At 60.7% G+C, this 18443-nt stretch carries 18 protein-coding genes; 8 read left to right on the forward strand and 10 right to left on the reverse strand.

The genetic code is table 11. From position 1 onward, the window contains the following. Window positions 1-214: 214 nt before the first annotated feature. From J4E00_RS01610 to J4E00_RS01645, 8 genes are all read left to right on the forward strand, one after another. Entirely contained in the window at window positions 215-931 is a 717-nt protein-coding gene (locus J4E00_RS01610) for an SDR family NAD(P)-dependent oxidoreductase (RefSeq protein WP_208173259.1), read from the forward strand. Between the two features lie 80 nt (window positions 932-1011). Continuing rightward, window positions 1012-2337 (forward strand): cryptochrome/photolyase family protein, encoded by a 1326-nt coding sequence (locus J4E00_RS01615; RefSeq protein WP_208173260.1) that lies wholly within the window; start codon window positions 1012-1014, stop codon window positions 2335-2337. Window positions 2338-2496: 159 nt separating this feature from the next. Continuing rightward, window positions 2497-3126 carry a TetR/AcrR family transcriptional regulator gene (locus J4E00_RS01620; RefSeq protein ID WP_208173261.1) on the forward strand — a complete coding sequence of 210 codons (630 nt, stop codon included), beginning with the start codon at window positions 2497-2499 and terminating at the stop codon, window positions 3124-3126. Window positions 3127-3228: 102 nt separating this feature from the next. Then, window positions 3229-4539: an ABC1 kinase family protein gene (locus J4E00_RS01625; RefSeq protein ID WP_208173262.1), complete on the forward strand. Its 1311-nt coding sequence runs from the start codon at window positions 3229-3231 to the stop codon at window positions 4537-4539. Window positions 4540-4569: 30 nt separating this feature from the next. Then, complete coding sequence (locus J4E00_RS01630; protein ID WP_208173263.1) at window positions 4570-5778, forward strand: serpin family protein; 1209 nt, start codon at window positions 4570-4572, stop codon at window positions 5776-5778. 11 nt (window positions 5779-5789) lie between these two features. Beyond that, window positions 5790-6335 carry a hypothetical protein gene (locus tag J4E00_RS01635; RefSeq protein ID WP_208173264.1) on the forward strand — a complete coding sequence of 182 codons (546 nt, stop codon included), beginning with the start codon at window positions 5790-5792 and terminating at the stop codon, window positions 6333-6335. Between the two features lie 40 nt (window positions 6336-6375). Beyond that, window positions 6376-7248, forward strand: coding sequence for a dienelactone hydrolase family protein (locus tag J4E00_RS01640; RefSeq protein WP_208173265.1), 873 nt, complete (start codon window positions 6376-6378; stop codon window positions 7246-7248). Window positions 7249-7355: 107 nt separating this feature from the next. Then, complete coding sequence (locus J4E00_RS01645; RefSeq protein ID WP_208173266.1) at window positions 7356-7826, forward strand: DUF962 domain-containing protein; 471 nt, start codon at window positions 7356-7358, stop codon at window positions 7824-7826. A 170-nt stretch (window positions 7827-7996) separates the two neighbouring features. Here J4E00_RS01645 and J4E00_RS01650 read toward each other — a convergent pair whose 3' ends face one another. From J4E00_RS01650 to J4E00_RS01695, 10 genes are all read right to left on the reverse strand, one after another. Further along, entirely contained in the window at window positions 7997-8713 is a 717-nt protein-coding gene (locus J4E00_RS01650) for a phenylalanine-4-hydroxylase (protein WP_208173267.1), read from the reverse strand. 271 nt (window positions 8714-8984) lie between these two features. Further along, entirely contained in the window at window positions 8985-9989 is a 1005-nt protein-coding gene (aroF, locus tag J4E00_RS01655) for a 3-deoxy-7-phosphoheptulonate synthase (protein ID WP_208173268.1), read from the reverse strand. Between the two features lie 110 nt (window positions 9990-10099). Continuing rightward, window positions 10100-10879 (reverse strand): tryptophan synthase subunit alpha, encoded by a 780-nt coding sequence (gene trpA / locus J4E00_RS01660; RefSeq protein WP_208173269.1) that lies wholly within the window; start codon window positions 10877-10879, stop codon window positions 10100-10102. A gap of 67 nt (window positions 10880-10946) precedes the next feature. Beyond that, the gene (gene trpB, locus J4E00_RS01665; RefSeq protein WP_208173270.1) at window positions 10947-12143 is read right to left on the reverse strand and encodes a tryptophan synthase subunit beta; all 1197 of its coding nucleotides are present in this window, start codon (window positions 12141-12143) and stop codon (window positions 10947-10949) included. Window positions 12144-12171: 28 nt separating this feature from the next. Then, window positions 12172-12894 (reverse strand): phosphoribosylanthranilate isomerase, encoded by a 723-nt coding sequence (locus J4E00_RS01670; protein ID WP_208173271.1) that lies wholly within the window; start codon window positions 12892-12894, stop codon window positions 12172-12174. 13 nt (window positions 12895-12907) lie between these two features. Then, window positions 12908-13723, reverse strand: coding sequence for an indole-3-glycerol phosphate synthase TrpC (trpC, locus tag J4E00_RS01675; RefSeq protein WP_208173272.1), 816 nt, complete (start codon window positions 13721-13723; stop codon window positions 12908-12910). Between the two features lie 101 nt (window positions 13724-13824). Further along, window positions 13825-14820, reverse strand: coding sequence for an anthranilate phosphoribosyltransferase (gene trpD / locus J4E00_RS01680; protein WP_208173273.1), 996 nt, complete (start codon window positions 14818-14820; stop codon window positions 13825-13827). An 83-nt stretch (window positions 14821-14903) separates the two neighbouring features. Next, window positions 14904-15473, reverse strand: coding sequence for an anthranilate synthase component II (locus tag J4E00_RS01685; RefSeq protein WP_208173274.1), 570 nt, complete (start codon window positions 15471-15473; stop codon window positions 14904-14906). Window positions 15474-15482: 9 nt separating this feature from the next. Continuing rightward, window positions 15483-16907 carry an anthranilate synthase component I family protein gene (locus J4E00_RS01690; protein WP_208173275.1) on the reverse strand — a complete coding sequence of 475 codons (1425 nt, stop codon included), beginning with the start codon at window positions 16905-16907 and terminating at the stop codon, window positions 15483-15485. 331 nt (window positions 16908-17238) lie between these two features. Then, window positions 17239-18429, reverse strand: a complete 1191-nt coding sequence (locus J4E00_RS01695; protein WP_208173276.1) for an alpha/beta hydrolase-fold protein — start codon at window positions 18427-18429, stop codon at window positions 17239-17241. Window positions 18430-18443: the final 14 nt, after the last annotated feature.

Consider the following 18443-nt stretch of genomic DNA (forward strand, 5'->3'; position numbering starts at 1 on the left):
TTCACAAAGGTCCGGCGGTGTTTTCACTGGTTTTGTCGCATGTTGATGCGACAGACAAAATCCAGAATATCTTGCATTCTCGTGGGCAAGCTCCTGCTGCTTTGCCTCCCTAAAACAGATAGCCTTCAGCAGAGAGGCGTTTGTCTGACGGCCCGACAAACCTTCCCCTCCTTTGGGCGTTAGCAAGGCACGTACTGTCTAGCTTAACCCCCGCATGGATTTCACCGACAAAAACATTCTCCTTATTGGCGCTTCCTCGGGCATTGGCCTGGCCACGGCCCAGCTGCTCAGCAAGCTTAGCGTGAACCTGTTCACCGCCTCGCGGCACCTCTCGCCGGAGCTGGCCGCGCTGGGCACCACCCACCTCCCCTACGACGCCACCCAACCTGTCGGCACTGCTTTCGATGCCCTGCCCGATGTGCTGCACGGCGTCGCCTATTTCCCCGGCAGCATCAAGCTGCGCCCCTTCGAGCGCATCCCCACCGAAGATTTCCAGGCCGATTTCGACTTGAACGTGCTGGGTGCCGTGCGCGTCATCCAGGCCACCATCAAGCGCCTGAAAAAGGCCGAAGGCACCGCCTCCATCGTCCTGTTCAGCACCGTGGCGGCCGATACGGGCATGAGCTTTCACACCAGCATTGCCACCGCCAAGGCCGCCGTGGAAGGGCTCACCCGCGCCCTAGCCGCCGAGTACGCCGCCAGCGGCGTGCGCGTCAACTGCATCGCGCCCTCGCTCACCAACACGCCCCTGGCCGCCGCCCTGCTCAACTCGCCCGAGAAGGTGGAGGCCGGCGGCAAGCGCCACCCCTTGCAGCGCATCGGCCAGCCCGAAGACCTGGCCTACACCGCCTCCTTCCTCCTCTCCGACCACAGCGCCTTCGTGACGGGCCAGGTGCTGGCCGTGGACGGCGGCATGGGAAAACTGAAGTAGGTTTTTTGGATTTATCCCATCCCATAGCCCCTTCCCCAGAGGGGCTATGGGGTAGGGTTCGACGAATCAAAATATACCCAATGAAAATCTGCATCTTCTGGCACCGACGCGACCTGCGCATTCACGACAACGTCGGCCTCGCGGCGGCGCTGGCCAGTGGCCTGCCGGTGCTGCCGCTGTTCATCTACGACCAGGAAATCCTGGACCACTTGCCCGACAAGGCCGATGCCCGGCTCACCTTTATATATGATGAGGTGGAGAAGCTGGCCCAAGAAACCGAGGTGGCGGGCGGCACTTTCCTGGCCTGCTACGGCCGGCCGCTGGAAGTGCTGGCGCAAGTGGTGCAGGACTTCGACGTGGCTGCTGTGCATACCAACGAGGACTACGAGCCCTACGCCACCCGGCGCGACGCGGCCGTGGCCCAGATGCTGAGCCAGCATGGCGTCGAATTTTACGCGTACAAGGACCAAGTCATTTTCGCCAAAGACGAAATCATGACCAAGTCGGGCACCGTGCCCAAGGTGTTCGGGGCCTACCTGAAAGCCTACACAACTAAGCTGACGGCTGACTTATTGGAGCCCTGTGATTCCAAAAAGCACTTCACGAAAACCCACTTGCACCACGCTACCCGGGAAAAAGCCGGCCCACGCCCCACGCTGGAAAGCATGGGTTTTGCGCGACGGGAGCAATACTTCCCCCCGGTGAAGCTACCCGCCGAAGGCCTGGTGCGCAACTACCACAAAACCCGCGACACCCCCGCCGACGAACAAGGCAGTACCCGCGAGTCGCTGAACCTGCGCTTTGGTACCCTGAGCGTGCGCGAGGTGATGCGCCAGGCCAGAGAACTGAATCCCAAGCTACTGGCCGAAATCATCTGGCGCGACTTCTTCATGATGCTGCTCTGGCACTTCCCCAACACCGCCACCGAGAGCTACGACCCCAAGATGCGGTGCGTCCCCTACCGCAACGACGAGGACGAGTTCCGGGCCTGGTGCGAGGGCCGCACGGGCTACCCGTTGGTCGACGCCGGCATGCGCGAGCTCAACGAAACCGGCTACCTGCCCAACCGCGTGCGCATGACCGTGGCCGGCTTCCTGGTGAAGCACCTGTTCATCGACTGGCGCTGGGGTGAGCGGTATTTTGCCGACAAGCTCCTCGACTACGACCAGGCCAACAACGTGGGCAACTGGCAGTGGATGGCCGGCACCGGCGCCATTTCCGCCCCCTGGTTCCGGGTCTACAGCCCCGACAACCAGCAGGCGCAAGTCGACCCCGAAATGAAGTACATAAAGCGCTGGGTGCCGGAAGTGGGTACGACGAAATATCCAAAGCCCATTGTGGAGCACAAATTTGCCCGGGAGCGCGCCGTGGAAGCCATCCGGGCGGCACGATTGGCCGCAGGCTAATGTGCAGAACGTGTACCCCGAATTTCCAATTCGGCCCGTTAGAAGATGTTGAGAATTCCTTCAGCGGCCGAATTAGAAATTCGGGGTACACATTCTAATTGCCGGAATGCTGTTGGTTTTTCAGCCGAACCGTACGGCCTCCCAACTGGTTATACTGGCATGGAAAAGGACCGCATCAAACAAGCTTACCTCGACTTCGTGCTCAACGAAGGCCACCCCCCGCAATCGGTGTTCAAGCTCACTCAGCAGCTGGGCATTGCAGAGCAGGAATTTTATCAGCACTACCCGAATTTTGACGCCATCGACCGCGAAATCTGGGGTGACTTTGGACGTCAGGCCCGCGAAACGGCGGCGGCTGAGCCGGTGTGGGAAAGCTACGGCAGCCGCGAAAAGCTGCTGGCCTTCTATTACACGCTGCTCGAAATCCTCAAGCACAACCGCTCTTACGCCCTCATGAGCCTACGCCGCTCCCTGCACCGCGTGCCAGCCCTCACGCCCCGCGTGCTCGATGACTTCCGGCAGGACTTCGAAGACTTCGTGGGCGACTTGCTCAGCGCCGGCCGCGTGAGCGGCGAAATCGCCAACCGCCCGCTGGTGCAGGACGGCTACCCGCGCTTCTTCTGGCAGCAGGCGCTGTTCGTGCTAGGCTTCTTCGCCAAAGACGACACCATCAATTTCGAGCGCACCGACGCCGCCGTGGAAAAAGCCGTCACGCTCAGCTTCGACCTGGTTGGCCGCAACACGCTGGATTCGGCGGTGGATTTCGTGCGGTTTCTGGTGCGTAAATAAGTTGCAGGGGCAGGGCTTGCCCCCGCCCGAATCGTTGAACAAACTCGCTCAACGACAAAAACCCGACGATTCGGGCGGGGGCAAGCCCCGCCCCTACTGCTTATGTCTGACGAACCCCAAACCTCCCTGCCGACCACCAAGGTGGCCCGCGCCGCCCGCTTTGCCAAAACCGGCTTCAACGTGGGCACCAACTACATCAAGCACTACGCTAAGAAGGCCGTGGGCGCCGAGTCGACCACCGAGGACCTGCACGCCGCCAACGCCGCCGAGCTCTACGGCACGCTGAGCGAGATGAAAGGCTCCGTGCTGAAGGTAGCCCAAATGCTGGCCATGGAGAAAAACATGCTGCCCTCGGCCTACGCTGAACAGTTTGCCCAGGCCCAATACTCCACCCCGCCCCTCTCCGGTCCGCTGGTGACGAAGGCCTTCCGGGATGCGTTTGGGAAGTCGCCCTACCAGCTGTTTGACGAGTTTGAACCCGAGGCGCGGCAGGCGGCCAGCATTGGGCAAGTGCATTTTGCTCGCAAGGACGGCAAGGCGCTGGCCGTGAAGGTCCAATATCCCGGCGTGGCCGACAGCATCAAGTCCGATATCCGGCTGGTAAAGCCCATTGCCCTGCGCGTGATGGGCCTGAACGAAGCCCAGGTGCGCCCCTACCTGGAGGAAGTAGAGACCCGTCTGCTTGAAGAAACTGACTACAAGCTGGAGCTGCGGCGCGGCCAGGAAATAGCGGCGCAGTGCCAGGCGCTGCAGCATCTGGAGTTTCCCCGCTACTACCCGGAGTACTCCACGTCCCGCATCCTCACGATGGATTGGCTCGGTGGGCAACACCTCAAGGAGTTTCTGGCCACCAATCCCAGCCAGGAAGTGCGCAACCAGATTGGCCAGGCGCTGTGGGACTTCTACCAGTTCCAGTTCAACACGCTGCACCGCCTGCACGCCGACCCGCACCCCGGCAACTTTCTCATGCGCGCCGAACACGGTGGTACCCTCGGCGTACTCGATTTCGGCTGCGTGAAAGAAGTGCCGCAGGACGTGTACCAGCTTTTCACCGCCCTGCTGGCCCCCGAAACCATCGCCGACGAAACCCGCCTCGCCGCCCTGCTTACCCAGGCCAATGTGCTGCGCCCCACCGACGCGCTGGCCATGCGGGCCCTCTACCTGCGCACCATGCAAAGCTCGCTGGAGCTGGTGGGCCGCCCCTTCCGCCAGCCCTCGTTCGACTTCGGCGACCCCGCCTACATGGCCGCCCTCTACGCCCTCGGCGACGACCTGATGGCCGACCCCGAGCTGCGCAAGCAACGCGAGCCGCGTGGCTCGGAGCATTTTATCTATTTAAACCGGACCTATGTGGGCCTGTTTGCGCTGCTCACCGAGCTGGGGGCATTGGTGCGGACGCAACCGACGGACTAACTTAGGGCGGCCTTCCAAAACCGCCCGCCCATGTCCCTCTTTTCCTTCTTCCGCTCCAAGAATAAGCCGTCAACCGCTCCGGTGGCTCCTACGGTCCAGCATCGATTCGACTTGAACCTGGTACGGGCAGTTGCGCAGAGCAGTTCTGGCAATTTCACGGTGTCGCCCCTGGGCGTGCTGGCGGCTCTCACGCTGGCGCTGAACGGGGCCGACGGCGCAACCCGCAAGGAGTTTGAGAACGTGCTATTTGGCTCAGCTGATGCCCCCGATGCCGTTGCTGCCTTCGCCAATTGGCTTCGGCAATTGCTTGCACCAAATGAACGCGAAGGGGCCGTGCTGACGCTGGCCACTAGCCTGTGGGCCGACCAGCGCTTTGCCCTTGCGCCCGCATTTATAGAACAGGCCCACGCCCTGTACGAGGCCGAAGCCGGCACGCTCGATTTCACCACGGCCGCAGCAGCTTCAACTATCAATAATTGGGTGCGGCAGCACACGCAAGGCCGGATTCCGACCATGGTAGAGGCCGCAACACTCATGAGCGCGCCGCCGGCAGTGCTGTTGCTCAACGCGGTGTACTTCCAGGCGAAATGGAAGAGTCGGTTTTATGAGGAGGATACGAAGCCAGGGCCATTCCGGCTAGCCAATGGCCGCCAGCAGGAAGCCCAGCTGATGCGCCAGGTTAGTTCGCAGATTGGCTACTTGGTTGGTCAGGGCTGGCAAGCGGTTTCAATGCCGTATTTCGGCTATCCGTCAAGGTTTGCGATGCTGGTGTTCCTGCCCGATGCCCCCGATGGCTTACCCAATTTCCTGGCCACTCTCAACGCGACAAGCTGGGCCAAGTGGCGCAACTCCTTTTCCGGCCGCGATGAAATAGACATCGACCTGACCCTGCCGCGCTTCCGCATAGCGTGGAACACTGATTTGGTACCCGTGCTGCGCCAAATGGGCCTGAGCGCGGCCTTCGCGCCCGGCAATGATTTCAGCGCCATGGGCTTCCGTGCCGAAGAAGGCGGCGGCTTTATCTCGGCGGTGCTACACAATACCTACCTGGATGTTGCGGAGGAAGGGACTGAGGCGGCCGCTGCTACCGCTGTTCTGATGGTGGCGGGTGGGGCACCGCCAGCCCCCAAGCGCCGGGTAGAAGTTAAATTTGACTCGCCGTTCTTCTATGCCATCGTGGACCAGCAAGACGGCTCCCTGATTTTTGCCGGCACAGTAACCGAGCTGGCCCAACCCTGAATCCGGCGTTTATGGACCTTCGCACCGAATTACTCCGGGAGCACTCGGCCCGTCAGACGGAGATGCTGACGGATTATGTGTGCCTGCGGCACGCTCATTTCGCCGAATTGCTCGACCTATTCTTCCACGGCACCCCCCGCGAAAAACAGCTGGCCGCCGACGTATTGGCCATGGCCAGCACCCAGCGGGCCGCGTGGCTGCTGCCGCACCTCGAATCCCTGCTGGCGGCTGCCCAACCCACGGCCGGCCATCACCCCGCCGTGCGACGCGCCGTAGCCAAAGCCCTGCAGTTCATTGCTGTGCCAGAAGAATGGCAAGTCCTAGCCTTCGATACCTGCCTGGGCCTGCTGGCCGCGCCGGCCGAGCCCGTAGCTATTCGCGCCTATGCCCTGAGTGCGGCCACCCGCCTGGCCTTGCCCTACCCCGAGCTGTCGGCGGAGCTATTGGCCGTGGCTGAAAAGGCGCTGGCTACCTCCAAATCGGCCGCGATGCGGAGCCGGGCGGCGCGCGAAATGCCGAAGCTTCGCACTGCAGTGCGGGAAGTTTTGCCGGGTTAGCTGTTGCGTAGGCTCATTTGTTTCCATTCTCACAACGTTCATGAAAAAACTACTTACCCTTGGTGCAGCTATTTTGAGCCTCACCTTCTCCGCTTCAGCCCAGAAAATGGCTAGCTGCTGCGCCCGACCGGCCGGCAACTTATCAGCCTCCGCCACCGAAGCCTTCGCCATGCTGGCTGCCGACAAAGACTTTTCCGGCGGCCACGACTCGCCTCTGCCCTACCGCTACGAAGGCGAAGGCAAGATGATTGAATTCAAAACGGCAGATGGCACGCCCGGCCACGGCTTCGAAATCAAAAGCGCCAAGCCCAGCAACAAGTACCTGTTCGTGATTCATGAGTGGTGGGGCCTGAACGACTACATCAAGAAAGAAGCCGCTACTTTCGCCAGCGAGCTGCCCGGCGTCAACGTCATTGCGGTGGACCTGTATGATGGCAAAGTGGCCACCACCCCCGAAGACGCTGGTAAGTACATGGGCGAGGTGAAAACCGAGCGCGCCGTGGCCATCCTCAAAGGCGTGCAACTATACGCCGGCCCCAAAGCGCAGTTTGCCAGCATCGGCTGGTGCTTCGGCGGTGGCTGGAGCTTGCAGGAAGCCCTGCTAGGCGGCAAGCAGACTGTTGGTTGCGTGATGTACTATGGCATGCCCGAAAAAGACGTGGCCAAACTCAAAACCCTGAACACCGACGTGCTGGGCATCTTCGCCAGCCAGGACAAGTGGATTAACCCCGAAGTGGTGGCCCAATTCAAAAAAGACATGTCTTCAGCCGGCAAAAGCCTCACCGTGGAAAGCTACGACGCCGACCACGCCTTCGCCAACCCCTCTAACCCCAAATACAAGAAGGACGATGCCTCCAAAGCCCACGAGCACGCACTGGCCTACCTGCGCGGCCGGTTTAAGGTGAAAGTATAGCTTTTAACTTCGTCGAAAGCAGAAAAGCCTTCCCAACTGGGAAGGCTTTTTTTATTGCTAATTTGTTGGCACATACCTACTCTGTTCTCCCTCAAAATTCCCACAATATGTCCCATCTCACAGCCTTGCTCTCCGAATACGGCGAAAGCCACCAAAACCCCACCAACAAGCTGGTCCACTGGGTGTGCGTGCCGCTGATTATGTTCTCGCTTATCGGGCTGCTGTGGTCGGTGCCAGTCCCACCAGCCATTGTCGCCATCAGCCCCTGGCTGAACTGGGGCACGCTGGTGATGGCGCTAGCCCTGCTCTACTACGTGCGGCTAAGCGGCCGGCTGGCCTTGGGCATGGTGCTGGTATGGGTGGCAATGGCCGTCGCCCTGCGTCTAGTGGCGGGCATGGCAGTGCTGCCGTTGTGGGCCATTTGCCTCATCATTTTCGCACTGGCCTGGGTGGGTCAGTTCTGGGGCCACAAGGTGGAGGGCAAGAAACCCAGCTTCCTGAAGGACCTGCAATTCCTGCTAATTGGGCCGCTATGGCTGCTGCACTTCGTATACCACCGCCTGGGCTGGGAATTTTGACGCTTAGCTTAAAGCGATTTGATAATCAGTGAGTAGCGCGAACTTTCAGTTCGCGTCCCTGAATGATACTCGAATCGTGCAGGGACACGAACTGAAAGTTCGCGCTACAACGCACTGAAGCTCCTTCGCTCTGCCCAGGATGACAGACGACCCCAGTTCTTCATTCCTTATTAAGCGCAGCGTGCAGCCAAGATTCCGGCCAGCTCCTCGATGCACTCAGTGAGTTGCTCCCAGGCGGGCAGCACGAAATACTGGTTTTGGTAGCGCGTACCGGTTACGGGCGTGCGCAGCACAGTGGCCAGGTCGAACGCTGGGCGCGGGGTGTGCTCGTTCACGCAGTGGTGAATTTCACCAGCCGAGGACAGCAAACCGGCACCGTAAAGCAGCGGCTGCCCCTCGTGCTGCACCAGCCCGAATTCGGCCGTGAAGAAGTACAGTGCCCACAATTGCTCCCGGGTTTCGGAGCCCACCGGCTGTGCCTGATAGGCCTGTCCCAGTTCGTGCAGAAAATTGGCCAAGCCTTCGTCGAGCAGCATAGGGACGTGGCCAAACAGGTCGTGAAACAGGTCCGGCTCCGGGCTGAAATCGAAGTTGTGCATAGGCCGGATGCGCGTCACAATCGGAAACTTCCGCTCGGCGAGCAGGGCGAAGAAAGCACCCGGTTCAAAGGGCCGGCCTACCGGGGCCAGCTGCCAGCCGGTTTCCGCCCGCACCACGGCGCTCAGCTCCGCAATGTCGGGCAATGCATCGCGCCGGTACCCGAGCCGGGCCAGACCCTGATTGAAAGCCGGAGCGGCCCGCCGATGCAGCAGGGCAGTCTGGCGGTCGAACAGCATTTTCCAGATGAGCTGGTCTTGGTTGGCGGCGGGATTGGGTTTGGCGAACATAGCTTGGAACAAAAGGTAGGTTAGGGTTGAAAGAAAGTGGGCAGGGCGAAAAAAAAGCCCGATGTCCTTTCGGATTCGGGCTTTTGAAGGTTTCTAGAGAAAGTCGGGTTTCATGCCTTGTCTTCCGGTAGCGCCAATCGCAGCCCTTGTCCGTCCTGCTTAGAGGCGGTCATTAGGGTTTTAATGCAATTGACGAATTGGTGGCGCATGAGTGAGGCGAATTTAGGCAGGCTTTTTTGAAAAGCAAGTATTTGTCTTCATTAATTTTTCGCTATTCCAACTCTCCACGCAACGCATACACGCGCCGCAGGTTGCGAATGAGACGCGTCGACTCGTCGAAGTCCAGCGTCTGGGCACCATCGGAAGCAGCGGTTTCAGGGGTTTCGTGGGTTTCGTACACAATGCCGTCGGCCCCGGCCAGCACCCCGGCCAGCGCCATCTGGGGCACAAACTCGCGAATGCCAATGCCGTGCGAGGGGTCCACGATGACGGGCAGGTGGCTCTTGGCCTTGAGAATCGGAACGGCGTTCAAATCCAGGGTATTGCGACTGGCCGTTTCGAAGGTCCGAATGCCACGCTCGCAGAGCATCAGCTTCTCGTTGCCGCCCGAAAACACGTACTCGGCCGATGAGAGCAGTTCCTCAACGGTGCCCGAGATGCCGCGCTTGAGCAGCACGGGTTTGTCAACGCCGCCCAACGCGTCGAGCAGATTGAAGTTCTGGGTGTTGCGGGCGCCCACCTGGAATACGTCCACGTAGTCGTGCATCTCTTCCACCTGCGACACCTGCATCACCTCAGTCACGATTTTGATGCCGCGCTCGCGGGCCATGCGGTGGAATACTTTGAGCCCATCCATGCCCAGCCCGCGAAACGCGTAGGGCGACGAGCGGGGCTTGAAGACGCCGCCGCGCATGAGCCGCACGCCGTTGTCGAGCAGGTGCGTCATCACCTTTTCCATCTGAGATTCGCTCTCGATGCTGCACGGACCCGCACAAATAGCCAGCGAGCCCTCGCCTATCGTCACGCCGTCGCCGAGGTCGAGCACGGTGGGCTTCACGCGCCACTTGCGGCTAACCAGCTTGTAGTCGTCGGATACATGGTGCACGTCGCGCACGCCCGGCAGCTGGCCAATGGTGCGGATGTCGACGTCCTGCTTGCCAATGGCCACCAGGTAATGCGCGTGCTGGGTGGTGACTTCGGTGGTCTTGTAGCCCTGCTGCTTGAGGTGTTCGGTAATGACAGGGACCGAAGCCGAGTTTTCTAGTTGAATTATCATGCTTTGTTTAGCCGTTGCCTCACCCCCTGCCGCCGCTCCCAAAAGCTAGGGGCATCGGCTTTGCGCAGGTGAGTTTTAGCTTGAATTATTTAACAATAGTGAGGCATTGGTTACGCCTGCCTGATACCCTGCACAAACGCGGCGGCGGCGGCTGGCGCATCGCTCGCACCTTCCAAGGCCCGAATGAGGGCGGAGCCGATAATGGCTCCGTCGGCATACTGGCAGGCGCGGTCGAAACCGGTTTTTTCGGCAATGCCGAAACCGATGAGGCGGGGGTTCCGGAGGTTCATGCCCGCAATGCGCTTGAAGTATTGCTGTTGTGCTTCGGCATCGGGCAAGGTGGTGCCGCCCGTGGTTCCGGGGCCCGACACGAGGTAGAGAAACGCATCCGACAGGGCATCAAGCCGCCGGATTCGGGCTTCCGAGGTTTGGGGAGTGATGAGGAAAACCGCTTTCAGGCCGTATTGCTGGAAGAGGGGATGATACATTTCCTCGTACTCATCAAGCGGCAAATCGGGCAGAATCAGGCCGTCGACGCCCACTTCGGCTGCGCGTTTGAGGAAAGCTTCCACCCCAAACTGCATTACCGGGTTGAGGTAGCCCATAAGCAGCACGGGCGTATCGGGCACGGCTGCTCTCAGGTCCTGCAGCTGCTCAAAAAGCACGGGCAGGTTCATGCCATTGGCCAGCGCCACCGTGCTGCTGTGTTGGATAACCGGGCCATCGGCCAGCGGGTCGGAGAAGGGCATACCAATTTCGAGGATGTCGGCCCCGGCATTTACCAGGGCTTCGGCCAGCGGAATGGTGTCGTGCAGGCCGGGGTAGCCAGCGGTGAAGTAGGTATTGAGCAAGTTCTTTTTGCTCTGGAAGGCTTGGGCGATTCTGTTCATAAGTAGGTTGCGGCAGAGGATTTTGCAGAAGCCGCAGAATGGTCCACGTCCTTTGCAGCCTAAAAAATCAAATCAGTTTGTCCATGTTCTTGAGGTAGGTCTCCAAATCCTTGTCGCCGCGGCCGGAGAGATTTACCACTACCACGTCATCAGGCCCGGCCCCTAGCTGCGCGAGGGCTGCCAGCGCGTGTGCCGTTTCCAAGGCCGGAATAATGCCTTCCAGTCGGCTCAGCTCGCTCACGGCTGCCAGGGCTTCGTCGTCGGTAATGGAAATGAATTCGGCCCGTCCCGAAGCGCCCAGGTGCGCGTGCAGCGGCCCGATGCCGGGGTAGTCCAGGCCCGCGCTCAGCGAGTAGGGCTCCGTAATCTGGCCGTGCTCGTCCTGCATCAGCAGCGTGCGGCTGCCGTGGATGATACCCGGCGTGCCCAGCACCGACGTGGCCGCCGAATGCCCGGAATGGATGCCATGCCCAGCCGCTTCCACCGCAATAAGGCGCACGGCCGGCTCGTCCAGAAAATGGTAGAAGGCCCCAGCCGCGTTGGAGCCGCCGCCCACGCAGGCCACCACGAAACCGGGCAGCTCGGAACCGGTTTTTTCTAGCAGCTGAACCCGCATTTCCTCGCTGATAACGGCTTGCAGGCGCGCCACCAAATCGGGGTACGGGTGTGGGCCCACTACCGAGCCAATAATGTAATGGGTGTCGACGGGGTTGGCAATCCAGTCGCGAATGGCCTCGTTGGTGGCATCTTTCAGGGTCTGGCTGCCGCTTTCGGCGCGGCGTACTTCGGCTCCGAGTAGGCGCATGCGGGCCACGTTGGGTGCCTGGCGCTCCATGTCAATGGCGCCCATATATACCACACAGGGCAGGCCCATGAGGGCGCACACGGTAGCGGTAGCCACGCCGTGCTGACCAGCCCCGGTTTCGGCAATGATGCGCTTCTTGCCCAGCCGCTGGGCCAACAGAATCTGCCCCACGGTGTTGTTGATTTTATGGGCGCCGGTGTGGCACAGGTCTTCCCGCTTCAGAAAAATGCGGGTGCCGTATTTCGCCGAAAGCCGCTTGGCTTCGAACAGCGGCGTGGGCCGGCCCACGTAGTCGCGCAGCAGCTGGTGCAGCTCGGCCTGAAAGCTGGGTTCGGCCATGATTTCCAGGTATTGCGTGCGCAACTCCTCCACATTAGGGTAGAGCATTTCGGGCACAAAAGCGCCGCCGAACTCGCCGTAGTAGCCACGGGCCGTGGGTTGCTGATAGGATGTGGTCATGGAATAAGCTTGTTTAGTTTTCGGTTACTCAGGCGCTTTTTAAGGCCGCCAGCATCTCCCCCACCCGGTTGGCATCTTTCACACCGGGCGCGGTTTCGAAGCGGCTGTTTACATCGAAGCCCACCAGGCCGGGCAGGCGCAGGGCCTTCAGCGCGGGGGCGTGTTCGAGGCCCAGCCCGCCGGCCAGAAAATACGGCACGGGCAGGCTGTAGCCGGCCAGCACGCTCCAGTCGAAAACGGTGCCGTTGCCGCCGGGCGCGGCGCCTGGAGTATCAAAGAGGAAGAAGTCGCAGTACGGCACATAAGGTAGCAGGGCGGCCACATCGAGCGTCCGGCCCACCGAGAAAGCCTTCATCACCAGCAAGCCGGCTTCGCCAAGCTCCTCGCACTGCGCGGGCGACTCCTGCCCGTGCAGCTGCGCAGCGGCCAAGCCAAAACGCTCGGCCGTGGCCAGGATATTTTCGGTGGTTTCATTCACGAAAACGCCCACTTTCCAGATGGCCGGCGGCAGGGCCTGCACCAGCGCGGGAGCCAGCGAATCACCCACGTAGCGGGGCGACTTCGGCGCGAAGATGAACCCCAGAAAATCCGGCTCCAGCGCGGCTACCTCGGCCAGCGCGGCTGCATCGCGCATGCCGCACACCTTCACCAGCTGTCGGGCGGGCGCTGCTGCGGGCACGGCCGGTCCGGTGGCACCGGGCACACCCACGGTCAGGGCTAACGCGGAAAGATTGGGACGGGGCGTTTTCATGGGGCCTGACTACTTATGCGTTAACTAGTTTCGGCAGGGCCAGAATTTCCTGCACCAAAGCCGCGCAGGCTCGCTCGGGACGGGCCTGCCGCATAAACGCCTCACCCAGCAGAAAGCCCTGGTAACCAACTTCGCGCAGCTGGCCAATGGCCTGAGCGGTGGAGATGCCACTTTCCGAAACCTTCACAAAATCAGCGGGAATCCGCTCCGCCAATGCCAGCGAAGTATCCAGGCTCAGGCTGAAATCGTGCAGGTTGCGGTTGTTCACCCCGATGAGGTTTACGGCGTCGGCGTTGGCCGAGCGCGCCAGCTCAGCAGCGTCGTGCACTTCGAGCAGTACTTCCAAGCCCAGGGAGCGGGCCAGCCGGCCAAGCGAATCAATTTCCGCTGGTGTGAGCACGGCGGCGATGAGCAGGATGGCATCGGCCCCAATGCTCTTGGCTTCGAGAACCTGGTACTCATCCACCACGAAATCCTTGCGCAGGATGGGGCAGAAATTGAAGCGGCGGGCGGTAGTCAGGTCTTCGTTTTTGCCGCCGAAAAACTCGGCATCGGCGAGGATGGACAGGGCCGCCGCACCGGCCTGCATATAGCCCAGCGTGGTGCGCTCCACAGGGGCGTAGCGGTTAATCCAACCCTTAGAAGGTGATTTCCGCTTGAACTCCGCGATGAGGCCGCTGCTATCGGGCCGCGTGAGGTACTGGCGTAGCGACAAGGGTTGCGATTGAAAATACAAGCTGGTTTCGAGCAGCTTGACAGGTACCAGCTCGCGGCGAGTGGCTACTTCCTGACGCTTGTGCGCGATGATGGTATCAAGAATGGTGGGCATTGGGAGTGGAGTGTTAGGAGCCAAGGGGTGGGAGTATCGGAGTTAGGAACCGGGCTTTAGGAAACGTTCGTCTTTAACCCTTAAATCTTAATTCCCAGTTCTTAACTTATTGACAGCATGGTTTTAAATGAATTTTTCGCCGCCCCCGAATCCAGCGATTCACGGCTTTTAGCCAGGGCTTCGGGCCAAGCCAGGCCGGGGCGGGCGCATTGCAGCGCCAAGGCGGCATTGGCCGTGACGACATTGCGCTGAGCAGTTGTGCTGTTGCCTGACAATACGTCGAAAAACAGCTCAGCGGCGGCTTTTACGGTGCTGCCGCCGGCCAGGTCGGTGGCCAGGCAGGTGGTCAGGCCAAGGGCTTCGGCGGTTAGCATCCGCTCGCCTTCGAAGGAGGAAACCACTTTGGCCGGGCCGGTGAGGGCCAGCTCGTCGTAGCCATCCAGGGCGTGCACCACGGCGTAGCGCGTGCCGGTGGGCTGCATGAGGTAGTGGTAGAGGCGCTGCAATTCCAGACTGAACACGCCCAGCAGCTGCGCGGCCGGCCGGGCTGGATTCACCAGCGGGCCGAGGATGTTGAAGAAGGTGCGCAGCCCCAGTTCCCGCCGCACCGGCCCGGCATGGCGCATGGCCGGATGGAAGGCCGGCGCGTGCAAAAAGCAGATGCCCGCTTGGTCGAGTTGCCGCCGCAGCTGGTCGGAGTCGGCCTCAAAATCATACCCGAAATGCGCCAGCACATTGGACGCCCCCGATACCGAAGAAACCCCAAAGTTGCCGTGCTTGGCGACCCTCACCCCCGCCCCGGCCACTACAAAGCAGGCCAACGTGGAGATGTTGAGCGTATTTTTGCCATCGCCGCCCGTGCCCACAATGTCAAGCACTTCATTGGTGTCCAGCATCGGGTCGCGGCTCAAATCGAGAAGGGCTTGGCGAAAACCGGCCAACTCGGCCACGGTGATGGGGCGCATGCGGTACACGGCCAGGAAGGCTGCTGTTTCGGCCGGGTTAGCCCCGCCCTCGCCCAGTTGGCGCATAGCAGCGTGGGCCTCGGCATGGGTCAGAGGCTGGTGGTCAAAAAGCTTGGTGAGAATCTGTTTCATTGTTAGCTTTTAGCTACCAGCCATTGGCTGATAGCTGTCGTTCAAAATACCTGATAGCCAGCAGCCATCAGCTAATTACTCAATTAAGCTAGCCAGTTTGCCAGCATTTGGGCACCGTGTTCAGTCAGGATGCTTTCGGGGTGAAACTGCACGCCGCGCACATCAAAGTCGCGGTGCCGGAAGGCCAGTACTTCGCCACTGGCGTCGCGGGCCGTGACTTCCAGCGTGGCCGGCACCGACTCAGGCCGAACGGCCCACGAGTGGTAGCGGCCCACCTGAAACCGGCTGGGCAAGCCCGCGAAAAGCCGCTCGTCAGGCACCGCTACTTCCGCCTCATTGGCCACGCCATGCAGCACGGCGGGAATGTTGTAGAGTTCAGCGCCAAAGCTTTCCATCAGCCCCTGGTGGCCCAGGCATACGCCCAGTATCCGCTTGGTGGGGGCATACTGCTGAATAATGGCCGGCATCAGCCCAGCCTCGGCCGGGATACCGGGACCGGGCGAGAGCAGGATGGCATCGTAGGCTGCCACGGCATCAAGCGTCAGCTGGTCGTTGCGAACAACGGTCAGGTTTGAGCCGTGGCCCAGCTCGCGCAGCAGGTGCACCAGATTGTAAGTGAAGGAATCGTAGTTATCGAGAACGAGGATTTTCATGGCTATAAGTTATTTAACGCCCTCCGCGGCTCGCAAAGCGGCCCGCAAAGCCCCCAGCTTATGGTGCACTTCTTCCAACTCCGACTGGACGTTGGAAGCCGCCACTACGCCCGCTCCCGCCTGGAAATACAGCTGGTTGCCGGTGCTCAAAAACGAGCGAATCATAATGGCGTGGTTGAAGCTGCCATCAAAACCCAAGTGCCCCAGACAGCCGCCGTAGTAGCCGCGCGCCGTGGGTTCCAGCCCGTCAATCAGCTGGATAGCGCGGTGCTTGGGCGCGCCCGACAGTGTGCCAGCCGGGAAGGTATCGGCCACCACCTGCAGGGTATCGGTGCCGTGGTCCAAATCGGCCGTGACCTTGCTTACCAGGTGAATGACGTGCGAGTAGAACTGGATTTCGCGCAGCGTGCGCACCTGCACCTTGGTGCCGTGGCGGGCCAGGTCGTTGCGGGCTAAGTCCACCAGCATCACGTGCTCGGCGTTTTCTTTGGGGTCGGCGGCCAGGCGCTGGGCGGCGGCGGCATCGGCGGCGTCATCGCCGGTGCGGCGGTAGGTGCCGGCAATGGGAAACAGGCTGGCTTCGCGGCTCTGCACCAACACCTGCGCCTCGGGCGAGGAGCCGAAGATTTTATAGTCGCCGTAGTCGAAGTAAAACAGATAGGGCGAGGGGTTGATGGAGCGCAACGCCCGGTATACGTTGAACTCATCGCCAGAAAACCCCTGCTGAAATCGGCGCGAAAGCACAATCTGAAACACATCGCCGCGCCGGCAGTGGGCTTGGCCCTGCGCGAGGCGCTTCAGAAACTCAGCATCGGTTTGGTTGCTCTGCTCCTCGCCCACCGTTGCAAAGCCAAAGCTGGGCACACTGGGGTTGCGCACCAGGTTTTCGAGCCGGGTTAAGCCGTCGGCATCCTCACTCACCTGCCCGGCCACGCTGTGCTCAAACAGGTGCAGCTCCTGCCGGAAATGATTGAAAGCGACGACGTAACGGTACACCGCGTAGCGAATGAGGGGAATGTCGCCCGCCGGCACTTTGTCAGCGGCCAGCTTCACATCCTCAAAGCTCTGCACCGCCTCGTAGCCAATGTAGCCAAACAGGCCGGTGCTGATAAAAGGGAATTTTGCTGCCGTTGCATCCGGCGTAAAAGCAGCGGCAAACTCGCGCAGCCTGCCCAGCGCTTCCCGGGGGTCAGCCAGCTGCTCGCTGGTTTGCAAGCCGCCAGGCAGCTGCTGGCGCAGCTCGCCGCCCCGGCGCAACTCAAACGTAGCCAGCGGCTCACACACTAAGTAGCTGAAAGCATTTTGTTGGCCGTGATAGTCGGCGCTTTCCAGCAGCAGGCAGTTGGTGTACTGGTCGCGCAGGCGCAGGTACAGGCCCACCGGCGTCACGGTATCGGCAAGCAGGCGGCGGGTGTGGGTGGTGAGTTGGGGCATAAGCTTCAGCTTGTGCGTCGTACTTAGGAGAATGAAATGCAAAAAGCCCGGCGGAGGGCCGGGCTTTTTGTGGTTGCAAGCAAAATCAAAGCTGACTTCACCAAGCGCACAGGAAGACCGGTCCGATGTTTCGGAACTGCCACCACCAAGCCTGGGAAGTACGATGTAAGGTCATGTAAAGAAGACGTTTCCTTTGGAAGCGCTGCGCAAAGGTATAGCCTTATTTTTAAAATACCGGCAAAACCAAGCAAATATTTATACGACACTGGCAATTATTGGTTGACATTATCAACACAATAATAATTCACCTTATACCAGCGAGTGGTTTGCGCTAGTGCTTAATAGCTGAATCATTGGCTTTTGCCGCGGGCCCAAATAGGAACTGATACGCCGCCGGAAATTCCCGTTGCCAGAACCATTCGCGGTGTTCTCCATCGGCCGGTGCATGAAATGCCAGGTTGCGGGCCGGCACACCTTCGGCCAGCAGTTCGTCGCGCCACTGTGTCATCAGCGGCAGCATGGTTTCTGATTCCTTCGGCCCGCACACGAAGTAGAACCGGGCTGTGGGCGCGGCCGGGTGCGTTTTGGCGAATGCCCGAAGCGAGTCGTTGCACACCCAGAAAGCTGGCGAAAACACCCCAACCTCGCCAAATACCTTAGGGTACTTCAGGGCTGCGTACACCGAAATCAGCCCGCCCAGGCTGGAGCCGGCCACCCCCGTGTGCGCCGCATCGGGCTGGGTGCGGTAGTGCGCGTCTACATAAGGCTTCAGGATTTGCGCCAGAAAGTCGACGTATGCGCCGCCCTGACCGCCTTGGTGGGGCTGGTCTTTGAGCGCAGTGCTGGGCCAGGGGATGTATTCGTCGGAACGAAATTCGTTGCCGTTGTTGATGGCCACTACAATGCTGCCGGTGGCATCCTGACCGGTTTGGCGCAGCTTGTCCAGCGTTTCGTCCACGCCCCACTCCCCGCCGAAGCTGGTGGCTTCGTCGAACACGTTCTGGCCGTCGTGCAGGTACAGCACAGGGTAGCGCCGGGCGGGCTGTTTGGCATAATCGGCGGGCAGGTATATCAGTATCCGACGCTGGCGCCCTAGTTGTGGCATGGCGAATTCCATGGCCAGCACATGCACCTGCGAGGTAGCCGTGTGCGGCCGGGGCGCGGCCACTCCCCCACTTTGGTCATCCCAAGCCAACACTCGATGCTGGACGGCCCCGGCATTAGCCAAATCGGCCTTACGGTTAGCAATTGCCCGGTTTTTATCATCTACCTCAACCGTCTGCCAGCTACCACGGGTGAACTTATACTCGACTACACTTAGTCCGGCAGGCAGGCTTACCTGATACGTTCCGTCCGGATTTTTGCGCAGCGCATACCGGGCCGCGTGCGGATTCCAATTGTTGAAGGAACCCGCAACAAACAGCGTGTCCGTCGGTGGCGTGCTGGCCGGCACTTGGCCAAGCTTCAAGATGCTTTGCCCAGCCACTGGCCCGGCCAGCATCGTCAGCAGCAGGCCGCTCAAACGGTTTGGCCACC

The sequence above is a fragment of the Hymenobacter negativus genome (genome assembly GCF_017571495.1).
GTDB classification, from domain to species: domain Bacteria; phylum Bacteroidota; class Bacteroidia; order Cytophagales; family Hymenobacteraceae; genus Hymenobacter; species Hymenobacter negativus.